Raw genomic sequence first — 22,260 nt, forward strand, 5'->3', positions numbered from 1 at the left:
GCCCTCACTCGGCGCCCTCAACTCACCACCTCAACCCACCACCTCACCCCAGACCCGCCAGCCGAAAGCCCTCCCCGCCACCGCCAGTCCAGAGCCCCCGGCGTCCTCAACCCAACGCCGTAAGCCCAGGTGCGAACACGATCAGCAGGGGCAGCAAGGGAACCAACGTCGCGACCGTTGTCGTCAGGGCGCGGTGGCGGCGGCCGAGGCGGGGGCGGGGGTCCAGGAGGCGGTCCACGCGTTCGCCGAGGAGGCGGTGGCTGGAGGCGCAGGAGAGGACGCCTCGGTGGTTGTTGAGTTCGATGAGGGCCAACGCCGTTGTCAGGTGGCCGCATTGGCGGGAGGCCGTGTCGTCGGCGGCCAGTTCGACCAGGCGATGGGTCTGGTCGCAGAAATGGGAGAACAAGGGGACGTGAGGGAAGCCGGAGGCCAGTGCCGTTGAGAGGTGGAGGAGCCAGTCGTGGTGGGCGCGGGCGTGACCGCGTTCGTGGGTGAGGACCGCGTCCAGTTGGTGGCCGGTGAGGCGGTGCAACGCGCCTGTGGTGACGACCAGTTGGGGCGGGTGGCCGGGCATCCACCAGGCATCCGGGTACTCGTCCTCAAGGACCAGGAGGGGGCCGCGTGCCGCGGGCAGGCCGGCCGGGAGGTCGGGGGCGCGTTCGCGGAGGTGGGCGCGGGCCTGGCCCCGGCGGCGGCGGGCCTCGGCGAGTTCGCGGGCCAGCATCGCGGTGGTCCAGGCGGCGCCGCAGGCCAGTGACAGCGTGAGGGCGACCGCCCAGGCGGGGGCGGCGGAGAGATCGTAGGCCGCGGTGACGGCCGGGGGAGCGGGGGCGAAGACGTGATCGCGGACGGTGTGGAAGACGGCGGCCGCGCCCAGGACCAGGGCGGCGAGGCAGCACAGCAGGACCGTGGCGACCAGGCACTGCCACACCCACAGGCCGACCACGGGTTCCCGTTCGGGCCACGCGGCCCGGGTCAGCGCGCGCGGAGCCGGCACGGCGGCCGAGAGGGCGACGACGCTCAGCAGGAGCAGGCAGACAGTCATGCCACGGGCTCCGGATCCTGGTCAACGGAAGTAACAGGGGGAACAGAGGGTGCGGGTGCGGCTGTACCCGAGGGCGGGTACACGACATGTGTGCCGCCCGCCGTCAGTATGACTGCACGAGCGCGTGGAGTCAGGTGTACAGAGCCCACCGAACACATCTCACCCACCGCCCCTCGCGCCACGACCGCGCGCCACGATCCGCCGACCGGTACCGCCGACCCCGCCGACTCCGCCGGGTCGATCTGCGGCTGCTCGACCGACTCTGTCGACCTGGCCGGCCTCGTGACCTCAACCCCGCGCCACGATCCGCCGGCCGGTCCCGCCGGTCCCGCCGGTCCCGCCGACTCCGCCGGGTCGATCCGTCGCTGCTCGACCGACTCTGTCGACCTGGCCGGCCTCGTGACCTCAACCCCGCGCCACGATCCGCCGGCCGGTCCCGCCGGTCCCGCCGACCCCGCCGGGTCGATCCGTCGCTGCTCGACCGACTCTGTCGACCTGGCCGGCCTCGTGACCTCAACCCCGCGCCACGATCCGCCCGCCAGCCCCGCCAGCCCCGCCAGCCCCGCCAGCCCCGCCAGCCCCGCCAGCCCCGTCGCCTCAGTCCCGCGCCACGATCTGCTCGTCGACCCCGTCAGTCCTGCCGCCCCCGCCCCCATCCCCTCACCCCCGCCCCACAACCTTCCCCGTGACCTCCCCCAACCCCACCCGCACCCCGTCCGCCCCCGGGGCCCACGCCGACAGCGTGACCACATCCCCGTCCTCCAGGAACGTTCGCTTGCCGTCCGGGAGTTCGAGGGGGTCGCGGCCGTTCCAGGTCAGTTCCAGGAGGGAGCCGCGTTCGTGTTCCGTCGGGCCGCTGACCGTGCCGGAGCCGTAGAGGTCGCCGGTGCGGAGGGAGGCGCCGTTCGCTGTCATCTGGGCGAGTTGCTGGGAGGCCGTCCAGTACATGGTGGAGAAGGGGGGCTCCGAGATCGTGTGGCCGTTGATCGTGACCGTGATGCGGAGGTCGTAGCCGCCCGGTTCCTCCGTCGTGTCGTCCAGGTAGGGGAGGAGGTCGTGGGTGCGTTCGGGCGGGGGGACGCGCGAGTCCTCCAGCGCGTCCAGCGGGGTGATCCACGCCGACACCGACGTGGCGAAGGACTTGCCGAGGAACGGGCCGAGGGGGACGTACTCCCAGGCCTGGATGTCGCGTGCCGACCAGTCGTTGAGGAGGCACAGGCCGAAGACGTGTTCGCGGAAGTCGGTGAGGGGCACCGGCCGGCCCAGCTGCGAGGGTGCGCCGACCACGAAGCCGACCTCCGCCTCGATGTCCAGGCGGATCGACGGGCCGTGGACCGGGACGGGGTCGGTCGGGGACTTGCGCTGGCCGGACGGGCGTACGACATCCGTGCCCGAGACCACGATCGTGCCGGCGCGGCCGTGGTAACCGATGGGCAGGTGCTTCCAGTTGGGGGTCAGGGAGTCGGGCGCGTCGGGGCGGAAGATGCGGCCGACGTTCCGGGCGTGGTTCTCCGAGGCGTAGAAGTCGACGTAGTCCGCGACCTCGAAGGGGAGGTGCAGGGTCACCGACGAGAGGGGGTGGAAATACGGGGTGATCGTGTCCTGGTGGGACGGGACCGTCACCCACGCGGTCAGCGCGCGCCGGACGTCGGACCAGGCCGTGTGGCCCGCGGCGAGCAGCGGGTTGAGGGTGGGGTGGGCGAGGAGGGAGACGTACGGCGAGCCGAGTGCCTCCGCCGCAGCGCCCGCGTCGAGCACGTGGTCGCCGAGCCGGACACCGACGGTCCGTTCGTCCGAGCCGACGGGCGAGAAAACGCCGTAGGGAAGGTTGTGCGGGCCGAAGGGGTCGCCCTCGGGGAGATCGAAGGGGGGCATCAGGTGCTGCCTCACTCTCGTGCGTACGCGCATGTGGCCGCGCCACACGTTACGGGTGAGTTGCGCGAACCGGCAGTGTCTAAAGAGTTCGCAATGTCCGAATAGGCCTTGTCGGAAGAGGCAATTCCGGCTTAGCGTCCTTTGGGGGACACGGACGGGGTGGGTCCGGTCCGTAGGGGGGACACGTGGGGGGACCCGTGGCCAAGCGCTTCAGCAGCGTGCCTTTCGAGGCCGACCGCGAAGTGCCGGGCCTGATCGTGAAGTTCGGCGACTATCCGCTGCATCACGGCGGGGTGGGCGCGATCCGTAGTCTCGGGCGCCTCGGCGTCCCGATGTATGCGATCACGGAGGACCGTTACACGCCGGCGGCCGCGTCCCGTTATCTGGAGCGCGCGTTCGTGTGGCCGACGACCGGCACCGAGGAACCCGGGCGACTGGTGGAGGGCCTGCTGCGCATCGGGCGCCGCATCGGCCGGCCCACCGTCCTCATTCCCACGGACGAGGAGGCCGCCGTTCTGATCGCCGAGCACCAGGACGCGCTCGGCTCCCGCTTCCTCTTCCCGCGGGTGGAACCGACGTTGCCGCGACACCTCGCGAGCAAACAGGGCCTGCACGAACTCTGCGTGGAACACGGGATACCCAGTCCCACGGCCGCCTTCCCGCAGTCGTACGACGACATCGTCGACTTCGCGGAGAAGGCGCGCTTCCCGATCGTGGCCAAGAACAGGGAGGCGTTCGTACGGCGCTCCCAGCCGGCGGTGAACGGGACGACGAGGATCGCGACCCGCGAGGGGCTGCTCACGCTCGCGCGGGACTGGGGCGAGCACCCCGGTGTGATCCTCCAGGAGTACCTGCCGAGGGAGGAGGCCGAGGACTGGATCGTGCACGCCTACTTCGACCAGGACTCGACCCCGCTCGCCATGTTCACCGGCGTCAAGGTGCGCTCCTGGCCGCCGCACGCGGGCATGACGGCAAATGCGTATGTCGTGGACAATCCGGAACTCGCGGATCTCGCCGCACGTTTCATCAAACAGATCGGCTTCACCGGCATCATCGACCTCGACCTGCGCTTCGACCGGCGCGACGGTCAGTACAAACTGCTCGACTTCAACCCCCGCATGGGCGCCCAGTTCCGGCTCTTCGAGAACGAGTCGGGGGTGGACGTCGTCCGCGCCATGCACCTCGACCTGACCGGCCGCCCCGTCCCGGAGGGGGAACAGCGCGCCGGCCACCGGTACATCGTGGAGAACATCGACCTGCCCGCCCTCCTCGCCTACCGCCGCAGCGGCTATACGACGCCGCACGCACCGGCGCGGGCGAGCGGGACGGAGCTGGCCTGGCTCGCGGGTGACGACCTGCGGCCGTTCTTCACGATGCTCGCCCGCTTCGTTCGGCCAGGAGCGAAGCACCTGTATCAACTGTGGCGCACCAACCGGCGCGGCAGCAGCACCAAGCAGTAACTCCAGCATCAGGCAGTAACTCCAGCATCAGGCAGTAACTCCAGCATCAGGCAGCAAGTAGCCCAGGGAGCAAGCACGTTCAGGCACTTGCTCCCGCACGAAGTGACGAAATACGTCCTGGGGAGGGACTTCGTGATTCAACCGGTAGCAGTCATCGGCGCCGGGCCGTTCGGCCTGTCCACCGCCGCGCATCTGCGGGCACGCGGCATTCCGGTCCGCGTCTTCGGCGAGCCCATGGTCAGTTGGCGTGACCACATGCCCGCCGGGATGCTCCTGAAGTCGACCCCCGCCGCCTCCAGCCTCGACGCGCCGCAGCCCGGCCACAAGCTCGCCGACTACTGCGACGCGGCCGGCATCCCCCGCCTGGTCACCGACGAGGACATCATCCCCGTGGAGACCTTCATCGCCTACGGCGAGTGGTTCCAGCAGAAGCTGGTGCCCGAGCTGGAGCGGGTGCGGGTCGTCTCCGTCGACCGCAAGACGGGCGGCGGCTTCGAACTCAAGCTGGACTCGGGGGAGTTGTTCACGGCGAGGGCGGTCGTGGTCGCGACCGGGCTCTACGGCCTGGCCCACCTCCCGCCGGAGCTGGCCGCCGCGGCGGTCGACGGGCCCGCGCCCGCCGCTCCCGTCTCGCACAGTTCCCAGCACCACGACCTGAGCGGGTTCAAGGGCAAGGAGCTGATCGTCGTAGGCGCCGGTCAATCCGCCCTGGAGACGGCGGTGTTGGCGGCCGAGGCGGGCGCGACCGTGCGGATCGTCTCGCGCGGGCACGGCCGGGTGGCGTTCGGCGCCGCGCCGTGGGACCAGCCCAAGCTGCGCCCCGAGTCACCCTTCGGACGCGCCTGGTCGCTGTGGGCCCTGAGCTACTACCCCCAGCCGTACCGCTACCTCCCCGCGCAGACCCGGCACTACCTGGTCCGCCGGGTGCTCGGGCCGCTCGGGGCGTGGTGGCTGCGCGAGCGCTTCGAGGGGAAGGTGCAGGTCAGCGAGGTCGAGCGGATCGTACGGGCGGAGGCGGCCGGGGCCAACGGCAAGCCCGCGCTCACCGTCGCGACCCCGGGCGGGGGGACGGAGCAGCTCACCGCCGACCACGTCATCTCCGCGACGGGGTACCGGGTCGACATCGCGGCGATGGACTTCCTCGGGCACGAGCTGCGCACCCAGCTCGCGGTGAGCCGGGGTACGCCGAAGCTCGGCGCCGGGTATGTGTCGTCCGTGCCGGGCGTCTACTTCACGGGGCTGCCGTCGGCGTCGTCGTACGGACCGGTGATGCGGTTCGTGTGCGGGACGGAGTTCGCGTCGCCGAGGCTGGCGAAGCATCTGGCGGCGGCGCACGGGTAGTTGACGACCGGGGTTCAGCCGGCCGCGGACCGGGCGACGCGGAAGCCCACGTCGTCCACGCGGAACGTCGGGTGGCTTCGGCGACGCACGGAGGCGCGGCAGCTCCAGTGCTCGTCGAACCATCCGCCGCCGCGCAGGACGCGGTAGGTGCCGTAGACCTCGGGGTCGTAGAGGTCCCAGCACCACTCCCAGACGTTGCCCAGCATGTCGTGCAGGCCCCAGGGGTTGGGGAGTCGGGCGCCCGGCTCGTGGGGCCGCTCCTCGGAGTTGCCCCGGTGCCAGGCGATGTCGTCGAGGGGGCCGTAGCGCGGGCCGCTCGTGCCCGCCCGGCACGCGTACTCCCACTCGGCCTCGGTCGGGAGGCGGTAGCCGTCGCAGGAGGGTTCGCGTACGACGACCTCGCCGTCGGCGTCGACGTCGTACGCCGGGGTCAACTCCTCCTGCCGTGAAAGGGAGTTGCAGAAGAGGACCGCGTCCCGCCACGACACGGTCTCCACGGGGAGGTGGTCGTTGCCCTGTGCGGTGGTGCTGGGGCGTTCGCCGGTGACCTGGGCGTACTGCTCCTGGGTGACCGGGAGGGTGCCGAGGTGGAAGGGGGCGAGGTCGACCGTCCAACTCCGTTGCGTACGGCGGTCGGTGAGGGTGACCTGGCCCGGTGGGATCGGGGTGAGGTCGATGTGGGTGGTCGTGCCCATGCGTTACGTCAGCTCCGTGAGCATCGGGCCTATGAGGGCGGCGAGTTGGGGGTCGGAGTGGTCGAGTTCCGTTGCCGTGGCGGTGATGGTCGCGGTGAGGGCGCGGCGGAGTTCCGGTTCCGTGAGGGAGCGGATCAGGGTGGATTCCAGTGGGGTCGTGACCTCGTCCGGCAGCAGGTGGGCGCCCTTCGAGTAGGCGGTCGGGAGGTCGAGGCGTAGGCAGGCCAGGGTGATCACCTGGTCGCGCAGGGCGTTGATCCAGTGTGCGGCCTGCCAACTGCGGCCCCGTTCAAGGCAGATGCGGGCGTGCAGGGCGTGGTGCCAGGCGTGGCCGATCACCGTGTTGCGGTCGGGCGCGGCGAACTGCGGCTGTTCGCGTGGGGTGCCGAAGAGCGTTCGCCACGCCGGACCCCGGGCGCCGAACTCCGGCTCCGGGGCGAAGGTGAGGTCCAGCTCCAACCAGTCGGGCAGTAGGAACACGCGGATGACGGTGGTGGCGCCGACACCGAGGTCCCAGTGGTGCCGGGCGCCCAACTCGTCGTAGATCCAAGCCGTCCAGCGCCCTACGGCCTCGGCGACATCGCCCCGCACCGCCAGCACGAGGTCCGTGTCCGACCAGCGGTCGCCGGTGCCGGTGGCGTGGGAGCCGGTGTGGGCGAGGCCGACGATCGCGTCGTCGGCCTCGGCACGGGCGAGGAGGTGGGCGCGGGTGCGGTCGCGTTGCTCGGGGGTGAACATGCCTTGATGATGCATTCCGAGGGACGTGCTGATTGCTGACGGGCGGGGAACCCGGCGCGATTCTGTGAGGGCGGGTGAGGGCGGGTGAGGGCCGGTTGGCCCGGGCCAAGGACCTTGTCCTGCCGGGAGTCGGTGGGGATCATGACCGCGTGCGACACCCACGGAAACTCCACGAACTGCTGTCATGCGCCGGACTCACGGTCGTCGAGGAGATGCGCCCGGGCAGCCTGTTCCCGCCGGAGGCCGGCTGGCGGATCGCGCGCGGGATCGCGGCGCCGGACGGCGCGGTCCCGGAAGCGCTCGACGCCGAGTGGTGGCGCCGCCTCGCGGATGCCGACGGTGAGTTCCTGGTGGCCGTCCTCGGACATCGGATCGGCGGCAACGACTCCTGGTGGACCCGGGTCCGTCGCGCCGACGGCGGTGTGCCGGGGCTGCTCGGCGGCCCCGGGTTCGTGGCGCTCGCCCTCGACGGGCAGGTGCTGCTGGCCGAGGTGCCCGGCGCGGACGGGCCTCGGGTGACGGCCCTGGACCGACTGCCGGAGCGACTGGAGGAGGCCGCCGAGACCGCCGGGCGCGAGACGGAGGCCGAGCGTGCCGACGTGTGGGCGGCGGTGCCCGGCTGGCCGGCCCGGCCCCTGCACTGGGCGGAGGGGATCGGGTCCAACCCGGCCGCGCCGGACGAGCTGCTCATCCGGCTGCTCGATGTGGAGACGGGCTTCCTGCACGACTGCGGCCGGCCCGCCGTACTCGACGCCGCCGTGGCGCATCCCGATCCGCGGGTGCGCACACGGCCCGCGGACACCTTCCGGCCCAAGCTCACGTCCGATCAGTGGCTACGCATGATCCGCGCCGAACCGTCGCGGAGCCGGCGCGTGCACTGGGCCGAACATGCCTGCGGCTGGGGCGTCGAACTCCCCGGGGACCTGTACGACGACCTCCTCGCCGGCCCGTCCCGTGCTCAGGCCGCCGGACTCCCGGGGCTCCCCGCACACCACCTCCCCCGCCTCGCGGCCGACGCGAACCCCCGGGTGCGGGTGGTCGCCTGCGCCCGGTGGGAAGACCTCGCCGCGCCCTTGCGGGTGCGACTGCTGGCCGACACCGACGACGCGGTGCGTACGGCGGCGCTGCTCGCCCACCACCACGACGTCCCCATGCCTCGGGACGTCTTCGCCGCGCTGCCCGAGCCCCGGCGCGCGCTCGAACAGTGCCGTCTCGGGGCCGAGTTGGAGGCGGAGCTGGTCCGGGACGGGGACGCGGAGGTGCGCCGAGCGCTGGCCGCCAACCCTCGGCTCAGCGCGCACGGCGTCGCCGTCCTGGCGGAGGACCCGGACGACGACGTCCGCTCGGCGGTGGCACTGCGGCCCGATCTCGACGAGGAGCAGCGTGCCGCGGTGCGCCATGACGTCGACTCGACGTCCATGTCGCGCACTCTGCCCTGGGTCGCTGACCTGCACGCTGACGCCGACGCGATGCGCCGCCTCGCCGCGTCGTCCCATCCGCTCGTCCGCGGGAGCGTGGCCCGTGCGCGGCATCTTCCACCGGACGTCGTGGAGCGGCTGGCGCGGGACGAGGACCGGAGGGTCCGCCTGTTCCTAGCCGAGTCGTGCGATGACGCGCCGGCCGAGATGCTGCTGGAGGTCTGGCGCTGGTGGGACGGCAGCTTCAGCCATCCCGGCCGCCCCCGTAGCCACCCCAACTTCCCCCGTACGGGCCTGCTGCGCTACGCCGGTGACCCCGCCGGCCGGATGCGCCGCCTGGTCCTGGACGACCCGGAGTCCACGCTCGCCGACGTCGCCCGTCTCGCCCGCGACCCGGAAGCCGAGGTGCGCCGTCGCGCGGCCGAGGACACCCGGCTGTCACCGGCCGACGCGGTACGGCTGCTGAACGACCCGGCGGACTACGTCCGCGACACCGCGGTACGCAATCCGCGGCTGCCGGCCCGCGTCCTCGCCGCGCTGCTGCACGACCGCGACACGGCGATCGCGGCGGCCGCCAACCCGTCGATACCGGTGCCCGTCCTCCACCGCATGCTGGCAGCGGCGGCGGAAGCGGTGGCAGCGCGGCGCACGTCCGGCACGGTGCGTTGAGCCCCGAACTGTTAAATGCCGGACGCGTACGTCACGAAGGTCGTCCAGGTGGTTGGCGTGACGGTGAATTGGGGGCCGTGGGGGGTGTGCTTGGAGTCGCGGATGTGGATGGTGCTGGGGGTGTTGGCCAGCTCGACGCAGGAGTCGCCCTCGCTGCTACTGCTGTAACTGCTCTTGAACCACGGCAGGTTGGGGGGCTTGGTCATGCTTCTTCCGTCAGTTGCAGGAAGTTCGTCCAGGTGGTTGCGGTGACCGCGAACCGGGGACCCTGCGCGTTCTTGGAGTCGCGGACATGGATGATGCCGGGGGCGGTGGCCACCTCGACGCAGTCGTTCGGGTCGTTGGTGTCGCTGAAGCTGCTCTTGAACCAGTGCAGTTCGGAAGCGTCTCCGGCGGGGGCCTTGCGGATCATGTCTCTCCCAGCAGTTGCTCGATGAAGGCCTGTGACTCCCGTGTGGTCAGGGCCTCCGCTCGGATAATCCCATAGCGCAGCTCAAGGATCCGCAACTGTTTCAGGTCGGAGACAGGGCGCCCGCCGTACCCGTCATCCTTGCGACCAATTGCTGTACCGTCCTTGAACTTCAGCACCTGGATCCGTCCGCCCATGCCAGGGTGGTCCCAGCGGTCCGTCGGCATCACTTGGATTTGGACGTTCCGCAACTGACCCATTTCCACGAGGTGTTCAAGCTGTTTGCGGAACACGATCCTGCCGCCGACCGGGCGCCTTAACGTCGCTTCTTCCAGCACGAAGCTGAGTTCAGGGGCAGGTTCGCGGTGGAAGATTTTCTTCCGGGCCATGCGCCCGGCCACCGCCTGCTCCAGCTCGTTGTCCGTAAGCGCGGGTCGCTGAGACCCGAGCAGCTCCCACATGAACTCCTTCGTCTGGAGCAGGCCATGGAGGGCGTAGCTGCCGTACGAGAGCAGTTCGACCGCTTTGGCCTCCAACGTCGTCAAGATCCGCACCGTTTTCGGGTACCGGACTTTCTCCACGTCCTCTTTCATCGCAGAGATCAGCCCATCGGCCCTCAATACTTCGTCCGCCTTGTCCAGATACTCGGGCCGGGGAATCCGCTTTCCGCCCTCGACCTTGTAGACCAAGTCCTCCCCGTATCCGATCGCCACCGCGAATTCCGGCACGCGCATCCCCGCCGCCTCGCGCCGCAGCCTCAGTTGACGGCCTACCGTCGCGAGGACCGCCAATCCCCAGTCGTCGTTCGCGTCCACCTCCCAACCCGGTTCGTCCACTTCGTTGTTCACGCTCATCCCGTGACCCTCCGTCGTACGGCCATGCCGCAAACGCCCCTACCCGTACGGCCCTGTCGACAGCCTGGACATCACTGGACAAGCACCGGACAGTCACCGTACGGGTTGGACTCGTCACGGGTGGGCATTACGACCGGTAACGGCCCAACGTCCGCAACCCCGGCAGCGCCTTGTCGTCGAAGTCGAACAACGCCAGGTTCTCCCACGCGTTGCCGGACGTCGGGTCGGTCGGGTCCCAGCCGTCACCGGCCCGGTATGTCCACACGCCTTCCCAATAGCAGTAACCCAGCCCCTTGTTGCCGGGAACGTTCGCCATCAGGTCCGCCACCGTCCGCAGCCACGCCGCCTGGCCCGCCGGGGTCGCCGGGTAGCCCGGGGTCAGCTGCGACGGGTCGTACATGATGTCGTTCGTCGCGTCCTCGCTCTCCAGCGTGAACGGATACGCCGTCTCCGCGATCAGCACAGGCTTGTCGTAACGGGCCGCCAGATCAGCCAAGTTGGCCGCCGCCGCCTCGGGCGCACCGTGCCAGAACGGGTAGTACGACTGGCCGATGATGTCGAAGTCGACCCCGTCGGCCACCACGTTGTCGTACCACCAACGCGACGTGCCGTTGTCACCGCCGGATGCGATGTGGAGCATCGTGCGGATACGCGGGGTCGTGTCGCGGGCGGCATTGAGTCCCGCCTTCAGGAACGTCGTCAGGTTGCCCCAACCCCCGGCGTCGTCACCCCAGTTCTTGCCAGTGGGCCACAGCAGCCCGCCGTTGATCTCGTTGCCGATCTGGACCAGGTCCGCCGGAGTGCCCTGGCGGCGCAACGCGCCCAACACGTCGGCGGTGTGGTCGTAGACCGCTCTCGTCAGGCCCGCCACATCCAGGTCCGCCCACGCCGCCGGCTTGGTCTGGTGCGCCGGGTCCGCCCACGTGTCGGAGTAGTGGAAGTCGACCCAGATCCCGATCCCCGCCCGGCGCAACCGCTTCGCCAACGGCAGGATGTGCCGCTTGTTGTTGTAACCGTCCGCCGGGTTCACCCACACCTTCAGGCGCGCGTGCGTCACGCCCGCGTCGGCCAGGATGCGGATCGGGTCGTCCCGGCGGCCGTCCGCCCGGCGGTAAATCGCCCCGCTGGCCTCGTCCTTGGGGAGCGACGAGATGTCCATCCCCCGGATCTCCAACCGGCGCCGGTCGGCGGCCATCGCCGGCGTCGCACCCAACACCGGCACCGCGAGCGCGGCTGCACCGACCGCACCCGCCGCCGTAAGAACACTGCGTCTGCGCATCACAAAGCTTCCCTTCAGTAAGTGACCAAAGAAACCAGCGAGTTGAGCCGAGATCAGCGCGGGGTGTGGAACACCTCCACCCCGCCCGCCGGCACCGCCGCCCGACTCGCGTCCGGCAGCACCACCTTCACCTCGCCCCCGGTGTGGTTCACCGCGAAGCGAAACGTCCCCGACTCGCCCTCCCGTACGACGAGTTCGACATCGCGGGGCAGATCGACCGGCGTGATCCCCGCGTCCCCGAGGGCGAGATCGACGACGGCGGCCAGGTCGGCGCCGGCGAGCCGCGTCGCCAAGTACCAGGAAGCCCCCGCCCCCAGCGCGTACCGGGTCAACGCGGGCCCACCCGCCGTACGACCGTCGGCAAACACCGCGACCGTCTCGCAACCCTCACTCGGGATCACGACCTCGGACCACAGATCCGCCTCGTACACCGCGCCGTCCGCCCCCCGAACCGACACCACCTCACCCGGCAGCAACGGATCGAACTCCTCGACAGTCAGCCCGAGTACATCCCGCAACGCCCCCGGATACGCGCCCGGATGCAACGTGTCGTTCTCGTCGACGATCCCGGAGAAGAAGGACACCAGCAGCGTCCCGCCCCGCGAGACGTACCGCTCCAGATCCGCCCCCACCCCCACCGGCGCCGCGTACAACTGCGGTACCACCAGCAGCGGATACCGCTCCGGGTCCAGGTCCCCCAACCCCGTCGGCGGCACGAAGTCCACCGTCAAGTGCCGGTCGTACAGGGCCTCGTAGAACGAATCCAACCGTTCCCGCGCATCCAGGTCCTGGCTCGGCCGCCACTCCAGGCTCTGCGCCCACCAGGAGTCCCACGACCACACCATCGCCACGTCACCCCGGGTCCGGGTCCCCCGTAGACCCGCCCGGCTCAAGTCCCCGACCCTGCGGCCGAGTTCAGTGACTTCCCTCCAACCCCGGTTGTCCGTACCGGAGTTCGCCAGCATCGCCGTGTGGAACTTCTCCGCGCCCGACTGCGACTGCCGCCACTGGAAGAACATCGCGCCCTCGGAACCCCGGGCCACATGCCCGAGCGAGTTCCGCGCCATCTCGCCGGGACGCTTCGCGGGGTTGTACGGCTGCCAGTTGACCCCGGACGTGGCGTGTTCCAGGAGCAGCCATGGGCCCCCGCCCGCCACCGAGCGGGTCAAGTCGGCGGCCAGCGCCAGGTTCACGTGCGTACGGCGGCCGTCCGTCATCAGGTAGTGGTCGTTGGTGACGAGGTCGACCTCCTTGGCCCAGGCCCAGTAGTCGACGCCCTGGCCCTGGCTCGGGGCGACCATGAAGTTGGTGGTGACGGGGACGCCGGGGGAGAGGCGGTGCAGGATGTCGCGCTCGGCACAGAAGTTGGCGCGGGCCTGGGCGTCGGCGAAGCGGCGGTAGTCGAGTTGCTGGGTGGGATTGCATACGGACGGGGTCGCCCGGGGCGGAGTGATCTCCTCCCAGTCGCCGTACTGCTGGCCCCAAAACGCCGTTCCCCAGGCCTGGTTGAGGGCGCCGAGTGTGCCGTAGCGCATCCGCAGCCAGTCGCGGAAAGCCGCCGCGCAAACGTCGCAGTAGCAGGCGAGCACCGGGGCGCCGTACTCGTTGTGGACGTGCCACAGGACCACGGCCGGGTGGCTGCCGTAGCGCTCGGCCAGGGCCGTCGTGATCGTGGCCGCCGCCGCCCGGTACTCGGGGTTCGAGTGGCATATCGCGCCCCGCGAGCCGAACGCGAGGCGGACTCCCTCGCGCGTCACGGGCAACGAGGAAGGGTGCGCGCGGTAGAACCACGCCGGCGGTACGACCGTCGGCGTGCCGAGGTTCACGGCGATGCCCGCCTCGTGCAGCAGGCCCATCACCGTGTCGAGCCACTCCCAGTCGTACTCGCCCGGGCGCGGCTCCAGCCGGGCCCAGGAGAAGACGCCGAGGGAGACGGCCGTGACACCGGCCTCCCGCATCAGCCGTACGTCCTCCTCCCAGACCTCGCGTGGCCACTGCTCGGGGTTGTAGTCACCTCCGAAGGCGAGCGGCAGACGGTCGTGGGGGGCGGGGGACGGCATGGGTTCACTCCCGGGGGATCGGCGACTGCGGCGACTGAAATGCTGCTGATTCTGTGATCGTGCACATGGATGGTTGCGGCGTCCATCCGTCAGCAACAAGTAGGTAACCCCAGGGTTCATCCATTGACAAGGGTCCGAAACAATTCTCTACTGTGCACGGTCACAGAGCCGTGACCGGCTCGCACTCAGTCAGGGGAGATGAAGATGTCGATCCACCGCCACCAGTTCAGCAGGCGCAGCATTCTTGCCGGGGCGGCAGCCGTAGGCCTCACGGGCACCCTCGCCGCCTGCGGCGGTTCCGACGACGACTCCGGCAAGAGCAGCGGGCCGGTCAAGCTGACCTACTGGGCCTGGGCGCCGAACATGGACAAGGTCGCCGCGATCTGGAACAAGAAGAACCCGGACATCACGGTCACCGTGTCCAAGCAGGCGGCCGGCAAGGACATCGTCTCCAAGCTGATCACCGCGAAGAAGGCGGGCAACGCCCCCGACCTGATCCAGGTCGAGTACCAGTCGCTGCCGACGCTGGTCTCCAACGACGTGCTCGCCGACATCTCGAAGTACGCGAAGTCCGCCAAGTCCGAGTTCGCGGCGGGACTTTGGGGCATGGTCACGCTCGGCACCGACGCCGTGTACGCGATACCGCAGGACTCCGGGCCGCTGATGTTCTTCTACCGCGAGGACCTGTTCAAGCAGCACAACCTCACCGTCCCGGCGACGTGGGACGACTTCGCCAAGACCGCCCGCGCCGCCAAGAAGGCACTCCCGAACGCCTACTTGACGACGTTCTCCTCCAACGACCCAGGATTGTTCGCGGGGTTGGCGCAGCAGGCCGGTGCCAAGTGGTGGACCGTGGAGAGCGGCGGCAAGTGGACCGTCGGCATCGACGACGCGGCCACGAAGAAGGTCACCGACTTCTGGGGCGGGCTCGTCCAGGAGGGCGTGATCGACAACCAGCCGATGTACACGCCGGCTTGGAACAACGCGCTGAACAAGGGCACCAACATCGCCTGGGTCTCCGCAGTTTGGGCGCCCGGTGTGCTGGTCAGCTCGGCCCCCGACACCAAGGGCAAGTGGCGCATGGCGCCGCTGCCGCAGTGGAGCGCGGGCGAGGACGTCACCGGCAGCTGGGGCGGCTCCTCCACCGGCGTCTCCACCGACTCCAAGCACGCCGAGGCCGCCGCCAAGTTCGCCACCTGGCTGAACACCGACCCGGAGGCGCTGGCCGCCCTGGTCAAGGAGGTCTCCATCTACCCGGCGGCCACCAAGGGCCAGTCCGGCTCGGTGCTCACCACCCCCGAGTTCTTCCCGAACCAGACCGACTTCTACGACACGGCCGCCAAGATCGCCGCCACCACGGCCGCGTCCGCCTGGGGCCCGAACGTTCAGGTCGCCTACGACACCTTCAGCGACGCGTTCGGCAAGGCCACCAAGGCGAAGAAGGCGGCGCAGTTCGACACCGCGCTCGCCACCATGCAGTCGTCGACCTTCACCGACATGAAGAAGCAGGGCTTCAAGGTGACCGAGGCATGACCGCCACTCCGCTCAAGGGCTCCGACCGCGCGCCGGCCGGGCCCTTGGCGGACGGCACCGCCACCACCGTCCGCCCCCGCCGCCTCCGTCGCCGTGGCCGCAGCGCGCCGTACTGGTTCCTCGTACCGGCCGTGCTCCTGTTCGCCGCCTTCACCGTCGTACCGATCGGGTACGCGGTGTGGCTCAGTCTCCACAAGGTCCAGGTCAAGGGCATCGGCCTCGGCAAGGGCGCCCGCCAGCAAGTGTGGAACGGCATCGGCAACTACACCGACGTTCTGCAGGACTCCGAGTTCGGCCACAGCGTCCTGCGCGCGTTCGGCTACGGCCTGATCGTCATCCCCACGATGCTCGGTCTGGCGCTGGTCTTCGCGCTGATGCTGGACACCCCGCGGGCGCGCAGCGCCAAGTTCGCGCGCCTCGCGATCTTCCTGCCGTACGCCGTGCCCGGCATCATCGCGGCCCTGATGTGGGGCTTCCTGTACCTCCCGACGGTCAGCCCCTTCTACTACCTCCTGCGGGAGTTCAACCTCCCGCAGCCGGACCTGTTCGACGGCGGCAACCTGTACCTCTCCTTCGCGAACATCGCGGTGTGGGGCGGCACGGGCTTCAACATGATCGTCATCTACACCGCCCTGCGCTCGATCCCGCAGGAGATCTACGAGGCCGCCCGCATCGACGGCGCGTCCGACCTGAAGATCGCCCTGCGGATCAAGATCCCGATCGTGCTGCCCTCCCTCGTGCTCACGTTCTTCTTCTCCGTCATCGCCACGCTCCAGGTCTTCACCGAGCCCATGGCGCTCAAGCCGCTGACCAACGGCATCTCCGGTTCCTGGAGTCCGCTGATGGCCATCTACGACGCCGCCTTCCTCAGGTCGGACATCTACGGCGCCTCCGCCACCGCCGTGGTGCTGGCCCTGGCGACCTTCGCGCTCTCCTTCACGCTGCTGCGCGTCTCCGACCGCTACACCCGGGAGGACCGGGCATGACCCCCCTCACCCTCACCGCCACCGACGCCCGCCCGGGCCTGAGCAAGCCGAAGCGCACGGCGTGGGTGCCGACCCTCGTCCTGATCCTCGGCTCCCTGTACTGCCTGATCCCCGTGGTCTGGGTGGTCATCGCGGCCAGCAAGGGCCGCGGCGAACTCTTCTCCACGTTCACCTTCGCCCCCGGCTCCGGCTTCGCCGACAACTTCAAGGAGCTCAGCTCCTACCGCGACGGCATCTACTGGCAGTGGATGGCCAACTCCCTCTTCTACGCGGGCTTCGGCGCGCTGCTCTCCGCCGCGGTCTCGGCCGCCGGCGGCTACGCACTGGGCCGATTCGCCTTCAGGGGACGGGAGTTCGTCTTCAAGCTGATGCTGGCCGGCGTCCTCGTCCCGAGCATCGTGCTGACCGTCCCCCAGTACCTCCTGCTGTCCAAGATGGGCCTGGCCGACTCGTACTGGTCGATGCTCCTGCCGTCGATCCTCTCCCCCTACGGCGTCTACCTCGTCCGGATCTACGCGGCCGCGTCCGTGCCCGCCGAACTCCTCGAAGCGGCCCGCATGGACGGCGCGAGCGAGTGGCGGATCTTCTCGCGGATCGCGGTGCCGATGATGATGCCGGGCCTCATCACGGTGTTCCTGTTCCAGTTCGTCGGCATCTGGAACAACTTCCTGCTGCCGTACGTGATGCTCGCGGACGACACCAAGTTCCCGCTCACGCTGGGCCTTTACACCCTGCTCGCCCAGGGCGCCTCCCAACCCGCGCTCTACACCCTGGTCATCATGGGCTGCTTCCTCGCGATCCTGCCGCTGATCGCACTGTTCCTGGTGATCCAGCGGTTCTGGTCCCTGGACCTGCTCAGCGGGTCAGTCAAGGCGTGAGGTGCAAGTACTGAGCCGTATCTCCCCCCACCGCACCTGAACCGGCAGAACGAGGACCATGACCACCAGTCCGAACGGACGCCGCAAACCGCCCACCATCCACGACGTGGCCCGGGAGGCAGGGGTCTCCCGGGGAACCGTCTCCCGGTTCCTGAACGGCGGTCACTACGTCTCACCGGCCGCGCGCACCGCCGTGGAGACGGCGATCAGGAAGACGGGCTACGTCGTCAACCGGCATGCCCGTTCCCTGAGTACCGGACGGTCGGACTCGGTGGCGTTCCTCCTCACCGAGCCGCAGGAGAAGTTCTTCGAGGACCCCAACTTCAATGTCCTGCTGCGGGGTTGCACCGAACACCTGGCCCGTCACGACATCCCCCTGCTCCTGATGCTGGCCTCGTCGAAGGACGAACGCCGCCGCCTGACCCGGTACATCACCTCGGGCCACGTGGACGGCGTCCTCCTCGTCTCCAACCACAGCGGAGACCCGGTGGCGGCCGAACTCCGGGACGCGGGAATCCCGTTGGTGGCCTGCGGCAAACCGCTCGGCTCCGCCTCCAAGTACAGCTACGTGGCCGCCGCCGACCGCGACGGCGCCCAGGAGATGGTCCGCCACCTCATCGCCGGCGGCCGCCGCCGCATCGGCATGGTCACGGGCCCACTCGACGCACCGGGCGGCCCGGACCGCCTGGCGGGTTACAGAGACGTCCTCACAGAGGCAGGCCTCCCGCACGACCCGACCCTCGTGGTCGAGGGCGACTACCGCCGCACGGGCGGAGAGGAAGCAGCCCGACGCCTCCTGGCCCAGGCCCCCGACATAGACGCAGTGTTCGTGGCGTCCGACCTGATGGCCCTAGGAGTGGTCAACACCCTTCAGCAATCCGGCCGTTCGGTCCCGGATGACATCGCTGTCGGAGGCTTCGACGACTCGGCGGCGGCCACGTCCATCACGCCGGCCCTGACGACGATGCGCCAGCCCTACGACCGCATCAGCGCCGAAATGGTCCGCATGCTCCTGGCCCAGATCGCCGGCGAGGACACGGCGGGCGTGATTCTGCCTACGGAACTGGTGGTACGGGAGTCGGCATAACGGCCGTAATTGTCAAACCAACCGGAACACGGGTCAACGCATGTGAAGGCAGCAGCCGTCCGGTTCGTGTCGAGTCGGTGGGGCGTTCCATCCGTATTCTCTGATCATGGCCGCACCCCTCGCATATGCACTGATCGCCACCGACCTGGACGGGACGCTGCTGCGCGGCGACGACACACTCTCCGACCGGTCCCGCATCGCACTCGCGAGGGTGACGGCGGCCGGCGCCCGGCACCTCGTCGTCACCGGCAGGCCGGCCCCGAGGGTGCGCCCGTTGCTCGAAGACCTAGGCTCCAGAGGGCTCGCGGTGTGCGGACAGGGCGCGCAGTTGTACGACGCCGGCGCGGACCGTCTGCTCTGGTCGGTCACCCTGGACCGGGAGTTGGCGGAGACCGCGCTCGGCAAGATCGAGGCGGAAGTGGGCCAGGTGTACGCGGCGGTCGACCAGGACGGCGTGGACGGCCTGACCCTGATCGAGCCCGGCTACTTGATGCCGCACCCCACGCTGCCGGCGGTACGGGTGGGCAAGCGGGACGACCTCTGGTGCGAACCCATCAGCAAGGTGTTGCTCCGTCACCCCGCCCTGGAGGACGACGAGTTGGCCTCCACGGCCCGCTCGGTGGTCGGTTCCCTGGCCTCGGTCACCATGTCGGGCCCCGGCACCGTCGAACTCCAGCCACTCGGCATCACCAAGGCGACGGGACTGGCCCTGGCCGCCCAACACCTGGGCCTGCGCCCGTCGGACACCATCGCTTTCGGCGACATGCCGAACGACATCCCGATGTTCGACTGGGCAGCCCACGGGGTGGCAATGGCCAACGCCCACCCCGAACTCAAGGCGGTGGCCGACGAGGTGACGTCGTCGAACGAGGACGACGGAATCGCCCTGGTACTTGAGAGATTGTTCAGCTGAGATTCTGAATGGCCCCGAAGGGGCGCATTCAGGGGCGCGGGGAACTGCGCGACCAGCCACGACGGCGGTGTCACTCAAAACACAACCAGTCGTGGCTGATCCAACGGTTCTAGTAAGCGCCGTACACGTTGTCGATAGACCCGTACACCGCCGCCGCGTAGTTACAAGCAGCCGTGATGTTCGCAACCGGGTCATACGGGTCGTACGAGGTCCCGGCAACGTGATACGCGCTGAACGTCGGGTCGATGACCTGGAGAAGCCCCTTCGACGGCGTACCCGCCGCCGCATTGGAGTCCCAGTTGTTGATCGCGTACGGGTTACCGGAAGACTCACGAATCACGTTCCGGTAGATCCCGTTGTACGTACCCGGAATCCCCTTCTGCGCCATGATCGCGAGCGACTCCCGAATCCACCCGTCAAGGGTGTTGGGGTACCCGGCAAGAGTGGTGGACGCGGTGGTCGACGTGGTGGCCGCGGACGCGGTGGTCGCACCGACGACAGGCAGGGCCAGGATCGCCGCACCGGTACCGGCGATGACGACACGGCGGACGAGGCGGGCGCGGCGGGACTGAGCGGATGCAGGCATGACGAGGTTCCTCTCCGTCGCCTGCGAGGTGAGCTGTCGGGTTCGGGCTGGGAGGTGCCCGGCCAGGCCCTTGCGGACGTGACTTAACCCCAAGCCGTTCCGGTCGAGATGACCGGCCCGGCGACTTACCTGGTTCCCCCGCTCCTGCCGTGCGAGAAGTTCGTGACTGGGATGCCGGGCGGCGGCAGGATTCGGCGTTCCGCTCGACAGGCCGGGAAACTATGCGAGAGCACATGTCCGGAACAAGTGGCGGAATCACACCTAACCCCTATTGACCTTGGTCTGAGGCGTATGGGGCACTTGATCCTTTGCGCGAGCCAAGGGTCAACTGTCAAATGCCGTAAGGGAAAACGCGGGCAGACCAGGACACAGGTCACGCACAGAAACGCGTGACCCAACTCACGGGAGGATTAAGAACGGCAAATCGGGCATTCGCCCTCAACTGGCAGTTCTCGGAATCCTTTTCTCCCAAGTGCGGTGGAAGATCACTTCTCCACCCTCGGTGCAGATCACCTCATTTGAGGTAAGAAAGTCCGTTTCGTCGCAAGTAATCTCCGACCGCGTACGCACGCTCGTGTCCCACCCCAGCTCCGGCCGATGCAGCCGGATCGACCACTCCGAGAGGGTGCGCGCGGACAACGGGTCCGACTCGTCGATCGTGTACGTCTCCAACGCGTCCTCGGTGAACTCCAACCCGTCCGGATATACGCGCGTCCCGCCGTACCGGGGGTCCACCTCCAGCCGCCACTCGCCCTTCGCCACATCCCGCACGACCAGCCGCTCGGGCCGCGGTTCGTCCAGCGTGGCCGGGTAGTTGACCCCGAGCGGCTCGGCCTCCTCGGGTTCGTCGAAACCGATACCGGAGGTCAACTCCTGCTCCCGCACCGGGAGTTCGAGCGCACTCCCCTCCGGGTCCAACGTGAACCCCGCCGAAGACTCCGGCTGCGGCCAGATCCACGGCCAGTACGCCGACGACACCGCGAGCCGGATCCGATGCCCGGGCGGGAACGCGTGCCCGATGCCGTTCAGCTCGAAGGTGACGTCCTCCGTCGTACCCGGCGTCCACGGCACCGCGCGGTCCCGCCCGTGCCGCGCCGACAGGTTCAGCACGCCCCGGGTGACGAGGGTCGAGGCGCCGTCGGGGGCGACGTCGCACAGCCGGGCGATCACCTGCCCGCGCGGCACCTCGCAGGTCAGCCGCAGCCGTACCCTCGGCCGCCCCAGCACCCACGTCTCCGCCGGCACCTCGAACTCGAAGCACGCCGACCGCGCGTCCTCGTCCCGCTGGTCCGGCGGCAGATCGGCATCGTTCCCGAAGGGGAAGAACCGGCCCGCGTCCACCCCGGTGTGCATGGGCGAGCGGACGATCACGGGCGCACCCCGGAGGCCGTACGTCGTCGTCTTCACGTGCGGCGAGGGCCACGCGGGTTCGCCGACCCAACGGCCCGGGAGGGTGTCGTAGACCGTGGCCGGGGGGTGCGAGTCGCTGACGTAGGCCCGTAGGAGAGGGTCCGACATGACTCCCGTGTCGATGCCCTTGAGGTGCTGGTCCCACCAGCGGAGGGTCTCCTGGAGGAAGCCGATCGCGGGGCCCGGCGGCAGGCCGCGGTCCGGGTACTGGTGGGACCAGGGGCCGATCAGGCCGCGTACGCGGTCCTGCGGGAGGTGTTCGACGAGGCGCAACACCGTGTCGCGGTACGGGTCGTGCCAGCCGCCGACCGCGAGGACGGCCGCGTCGATCGCGCCGTAGTCCTCGCAGACGCTGCCGTGCTTCCAGTAGTCGTCGCGGAGTTGGTGGGCGAGCCAGGTGTGGATGAACGGGTCGATCTGCTCCAGGCGCTTGAGCCACAGGTCGCGCCAGATCAGGCCCGCGTACTCGGGGTCCGGCGGGCGGGCGACGAAGGCGAGCATGGTGGCCGCCCAGGCGTGCAGGTCGACCGCGAGGGCCGAACCGCCCATGTAGTGCACGTCGTTGTCGTAGCGGTCGTCCGTCGAGCAGACCGTGACGATCGCCTTCAGGGGTTCCGGGGCGAGGGCCGCGATCTGGAGGGAGTTGAAGCCGCCCCAGGAGATGCCGAACATGCCGACCTTGCCGGTGCACCAGGGTTGCGCGGCAAGCCAGTTGACCACTTCCACGCCGTCCGCGAGTTCCTGCGCGTCGTACTCGTCGCCGGGGGCACCCTCGCTGTTGCCGTGGCCGCGCACGTCGACGCGGACGGAGGCGTAGCCGTGGCCCGCGTACCAGGGGTGGCGCTGGGCGTCCCGGGGCGCCGTCCAGTCGGTCAGGCGGTACGGGAGGTATTCGAGGAGCGCGGGGACGGGTTCGTCCGTCAGCGGGCGCCACACGCGCGCGTAGAGGCGTGTTCCGTCGGGCATCGGGATGCGGATGTCCTCGTGGGCCGTCTCGTACGGGTAGGACGTTCGGATGCGCATG

Annotated in this window: 19 protein-coding genes and 1 riboswitch; of the genes, 8 read left to right on the top strand and 11 right to left on the bottom strand. The window is 69.5% G+C overall.

Annotated features, from left to right (window positions below):
- Window positions 1-106: 106 nt before the first annotated feature.
- Both ACIBK4_RS00770 and fahA read right to left on the bottom strand, forming a co-directional pair.
- Window positions 107-1,045 carry a M56 family metallopeptidase gene (locus ACIBK4_RS00770; protein ID WP_366435968.1) on the bottom strand — a complete coding sequence of 313 codons (939 nt, stop codon included), beginning with the start codon at window positions 1,043-1,045 and terminating at the stop codon, window positions 107-109.
- A gap of 660 nt (window positions 1,046-1,705) precedes the next feature.
- Window positions 1,706-2,920, bottom strand: a complete 1,215-nt coding sequence (fahA, locus tag ACIBK4_RS00775; protein WP_398990820.1) for a fumarylacetoacetase — start codon at window positions 2,918-2,920, stop codon at window positions 1,706-1,708.
- 218 nt (window positions 2,921-3,138) lie between these two features.
- Between fahA and ACIBK4_RS00780 the strand changes: the two genes are divergently transcribed.
- Together ACIBK4_RS00780 and ACIBK4_RS00785 are read left to right on the top strand one after the other, a co-directional pair.
- A complete protein-coding gene (locus tag ACIBK4_RS00780; RefSeq protein WP_398992890.1) occupies window positions 3,139-4,380 on the top strand; it encodes an ATP-grasp domain-containing protein in 1,242 nt (413 codons plus the stop codon).
- Between the two features lie 132 nt (window positions 4,381-4,512).
- Window positions 4,513-5,721 (top strand): NAD(P)-binding domain-containing protein, encoded by a 1,209-nt coding sequence (locus ACIBK4_RS00785; protein ID WP_398990822.1) that lies wholly within the window; start codon window positions 4,513-4,515, stop codon window positions 5,719-5,721.
- A 14-nt stretch (window positions 5,722-5,735) separates the two neighbouring features.
- Here ACIBK4_RS00785 and ACIBK4_RS00790 read toward each other — a convergent pair whose 3' ends face one another.
- Together ACIBK4_RS00790 and ACIBK4_RS00795 are read right to left on the bottom strand one after the other, a co-directional pair.
- On the bottom strand, window positions 5,736-6,416 hold the full coding sequence (locus ACIBK4_RS00790) for a formylglycine-generating enzyme family protein (protein ID WP_398990824.1): 681 nt from the start codon (window positions 6,414-6,416) through the stop codon (window positions 5,736-5,738).
- 3 nt (window positions 6,417-6,419) lie between these two features.
- Window positions 6,420-7,154, bottom strand: coding sequence for a hypothetical protein (locus ACIBK4_RS00795; protein ID WP_398990826.1), 735 nt, complete (start codon window positions 7,152-7,154; stop codon window positions 6,420-6,422).
- Between the two features lie 149 nt (window positions 7,155-7,303).
- Here ACIBK4_RS00795 and ACIBK4_RS00800 point away from each other — a divergent pair, with 149 nt between their 5' ends.
- A complete protein-coding gene (locus ACIBK4_RS00800) occupies window positions 7,304-9,241 on the top strand; it encodes a hypothetical protein (protein WP_398990828.1) in 1,938 nt (645 codons plus the stop codon).
- Between the two features lie 11 nt (window positions 9,242-9,252).
- On the opposite strand, the gene ACIBK4_RS00805 is transcribed toward ACIBK4_RS00800, so the two are convergent.
- The 5 genes from ACIBK4_RS00805 to ACIBK4_RS00825 all read right to left on the bottom strand — a co-directional run bounded on the left by ACIBK4_RS00805 (window position 9,253) and on the right by ACIBK4_RS00825 (window position 13,843).
- Window positions 9,253-9,447: a DUF397 domain-containing protein gene (locus tag ACIBK4_RS00805; protein ID WP_398990830.1), complete on the bottom strand. Its 195-nt coding sequence runs from the start codon at window positions 9,445-9,447 to the stop codon at window positions 9,253-9,255.
- On the bottom strand, window positions 9,444-9,653 hold the full coding sequence (locus tag ACIBK4_RS00810; RefSeq protein WP_398990832.1) for a DUF397 domain-containing protein: 210 nt from the start codon (window positions 9,651-9,653) through the stop codon (window positions 9,444-9,446). The genes ACIBK4_RS00805 and ACIBK4_RS00810 overlap by 4 nt, the downstream gene beginning before the upstream one ends.
- Window positions 9,650-10,504: a helix-turn-helix domain-containing protein gene (locus ACIBK4_RS00815; RefSeq protein ID WP_398990834.1), complete on the bottom strand. Its 855-nt coding sequence runs from the start codon at window positions 10,502-10,504 to the stop codon at window positions 9,650-9,652. Before ACIBK4_RS00815 ends, ACIBK4_RS00810 begins: the two co-directional genes overlap by 4 nt.
- Window positions 10,505-10,631: 127 nt before the next feature.
- A complete protein-coding gene (locus ACIBK4_RS00820; protein WP_398990836.1) occupies window positions 10,632-11,783 on the bottom strand; it encodes an arabinogalactan endo-beta-1,4-galactanase in 1,152 nt (383 codons plus the stop codon).
- A gap of 53 nt (window positions 11,784-11,836) precedes the next feature.
- A complete protein-coding gene (locus ACIBK4_RS00825; RefSeq protein ID WP_398990838.1) occupies window positions 11,837-13,843 on the bottom strand; it encodes a beta-galactosidase in 2,007 nt (668 codons plus the stop codon).
- 198 nt (window positions 13,844-14,041) lie between these two features.
- Here ACIBK4_RS00825 and ACIBK4_RS00830 point away from each other — a divergent pair, with 198 nt between their 5' ends.
- The 5 genes from ACIBK4_RS00830 (at window position 14,042) to ACIBK4_RS00850 (ending at window position 19,240) form a co-directional block, all read left to right on the top strand.
- Window positions 14,042-15,376 carry an ABC transporter substrate-binding protein gene (locus tag ACIBK4_RS00830; RefSeq protein ID WP_398990840.1) on the top strand — a complete coding sequence of 445 codons (1,335 nt, stop codon included), beginning with the start codon at window positions 14,042-14,044 and terminating at the stop codon, window positions 15,374-15,376.
- The gene (locus tag ACIBK4_RS00835; protein WP_398990842.1) at window positions 15,373-16,362 is read left to right on the top strand and encodes a carbohydrate ABC transporter permease; all 990 of its coding nucleotides are present in this window, start codon (window positions 15,373-15,375) and stop codon (window positions 16,360-16,362) included. The genes ACIBK4_RS00830 and ACIBK4_RS00835 overlap by 4 nt, the downstream gene beginning before the upstream one ends.
- Entirely contained in the window at window positions 16,359-17,240 is an 882-nt protein-coding gene (locus tag ACIBK4_RS00840) for a carbohydrate ABC transporter permease (protein ID WP_398990844.1), read from the top strand. The genes ACIBK4_RS00835 and ACIBK4_RS00840 overlap by 4 nt, the downstream gene beginning before the upstream one ends.
- Before the next feature lie 58 nt (window positions 17,241-17,298).
- On the top strand, window positions 17,299-18,327 hold the full coding sequence (locus ACIBK4_RS00845; protein WP_398990846.1) for a LacI family DNA-binding transcriptional regulator: 1,029 nt from the start codon (window positions 17,299-17,301) through the stop codon (window positions 18,325-18,327).
- A 106-nt stretch (window positions 18,328-18,433) separates the two neighbouring features.
- The gene (locus tag ACIBK4_RS00850; protein ID WP_398990848.1) at window positions 18,434-19,240 is read left to right on the top strand and encodes an HAD family hydrolase; all 807 of its coding nucleotides are present in this window, start codon (window positions 18,434-18,436) and stop codon (window positions 19,238-19,240) included.
- A gap of 109 nt (window positions 19,241-19,349) precedes the next feature.
- Here the strand turns inward: ACIBK4_RS00850 and ACIBK4_RS00855 are convergent, their stop codons facing one another.
- Together ACIBK4_RS00855 and ACIBK4_RS00860 are read right to left on the bottom strand one after the other, a co-directional pair.
- Window positions 19,350-19,826, bottom strand: coding sequence for a transglycosylase SLT domain-containing protein (locus tag ACIBK4_RS00855; RefSeq protein WP_398990850.1), 477 nt, complete (start codon window positions 19,824-19,826; stop codon window positions 19,350-19,352).
- Between the two features lie 5 nt (window positions 19,827-19,831).
- Window positions 19,832-20,033: riboswitch (cyclic di-AMP (ydaO/yuaA leader) on the bottom strand.
- Window positions 20,034-20,264: 231 nt separating this feature from the next.
- Complete coding sequence (locus ACIBK4_RS00860) at window positions 20,265-22,259, bottom strand: CocE/NonD family hydrolase (RefSeq protein WP_398990852.1); 1,995 nt, start codon at window positions 22,257-22,259, stop codon at window positions 20,265-20,267.
- Window position 22,260: the final 1 nt, after the last annotated feature.

Origin of the sequence: Streptomyces sp. NPDC050528 (genome assembly GCF_044457795.1) — a bacterium.
Classification (GTDB): Bacteria; Actinomycetota; Actinomycetes; order Streptomycetales; family Streptomycetaceae; genus Streptomyces.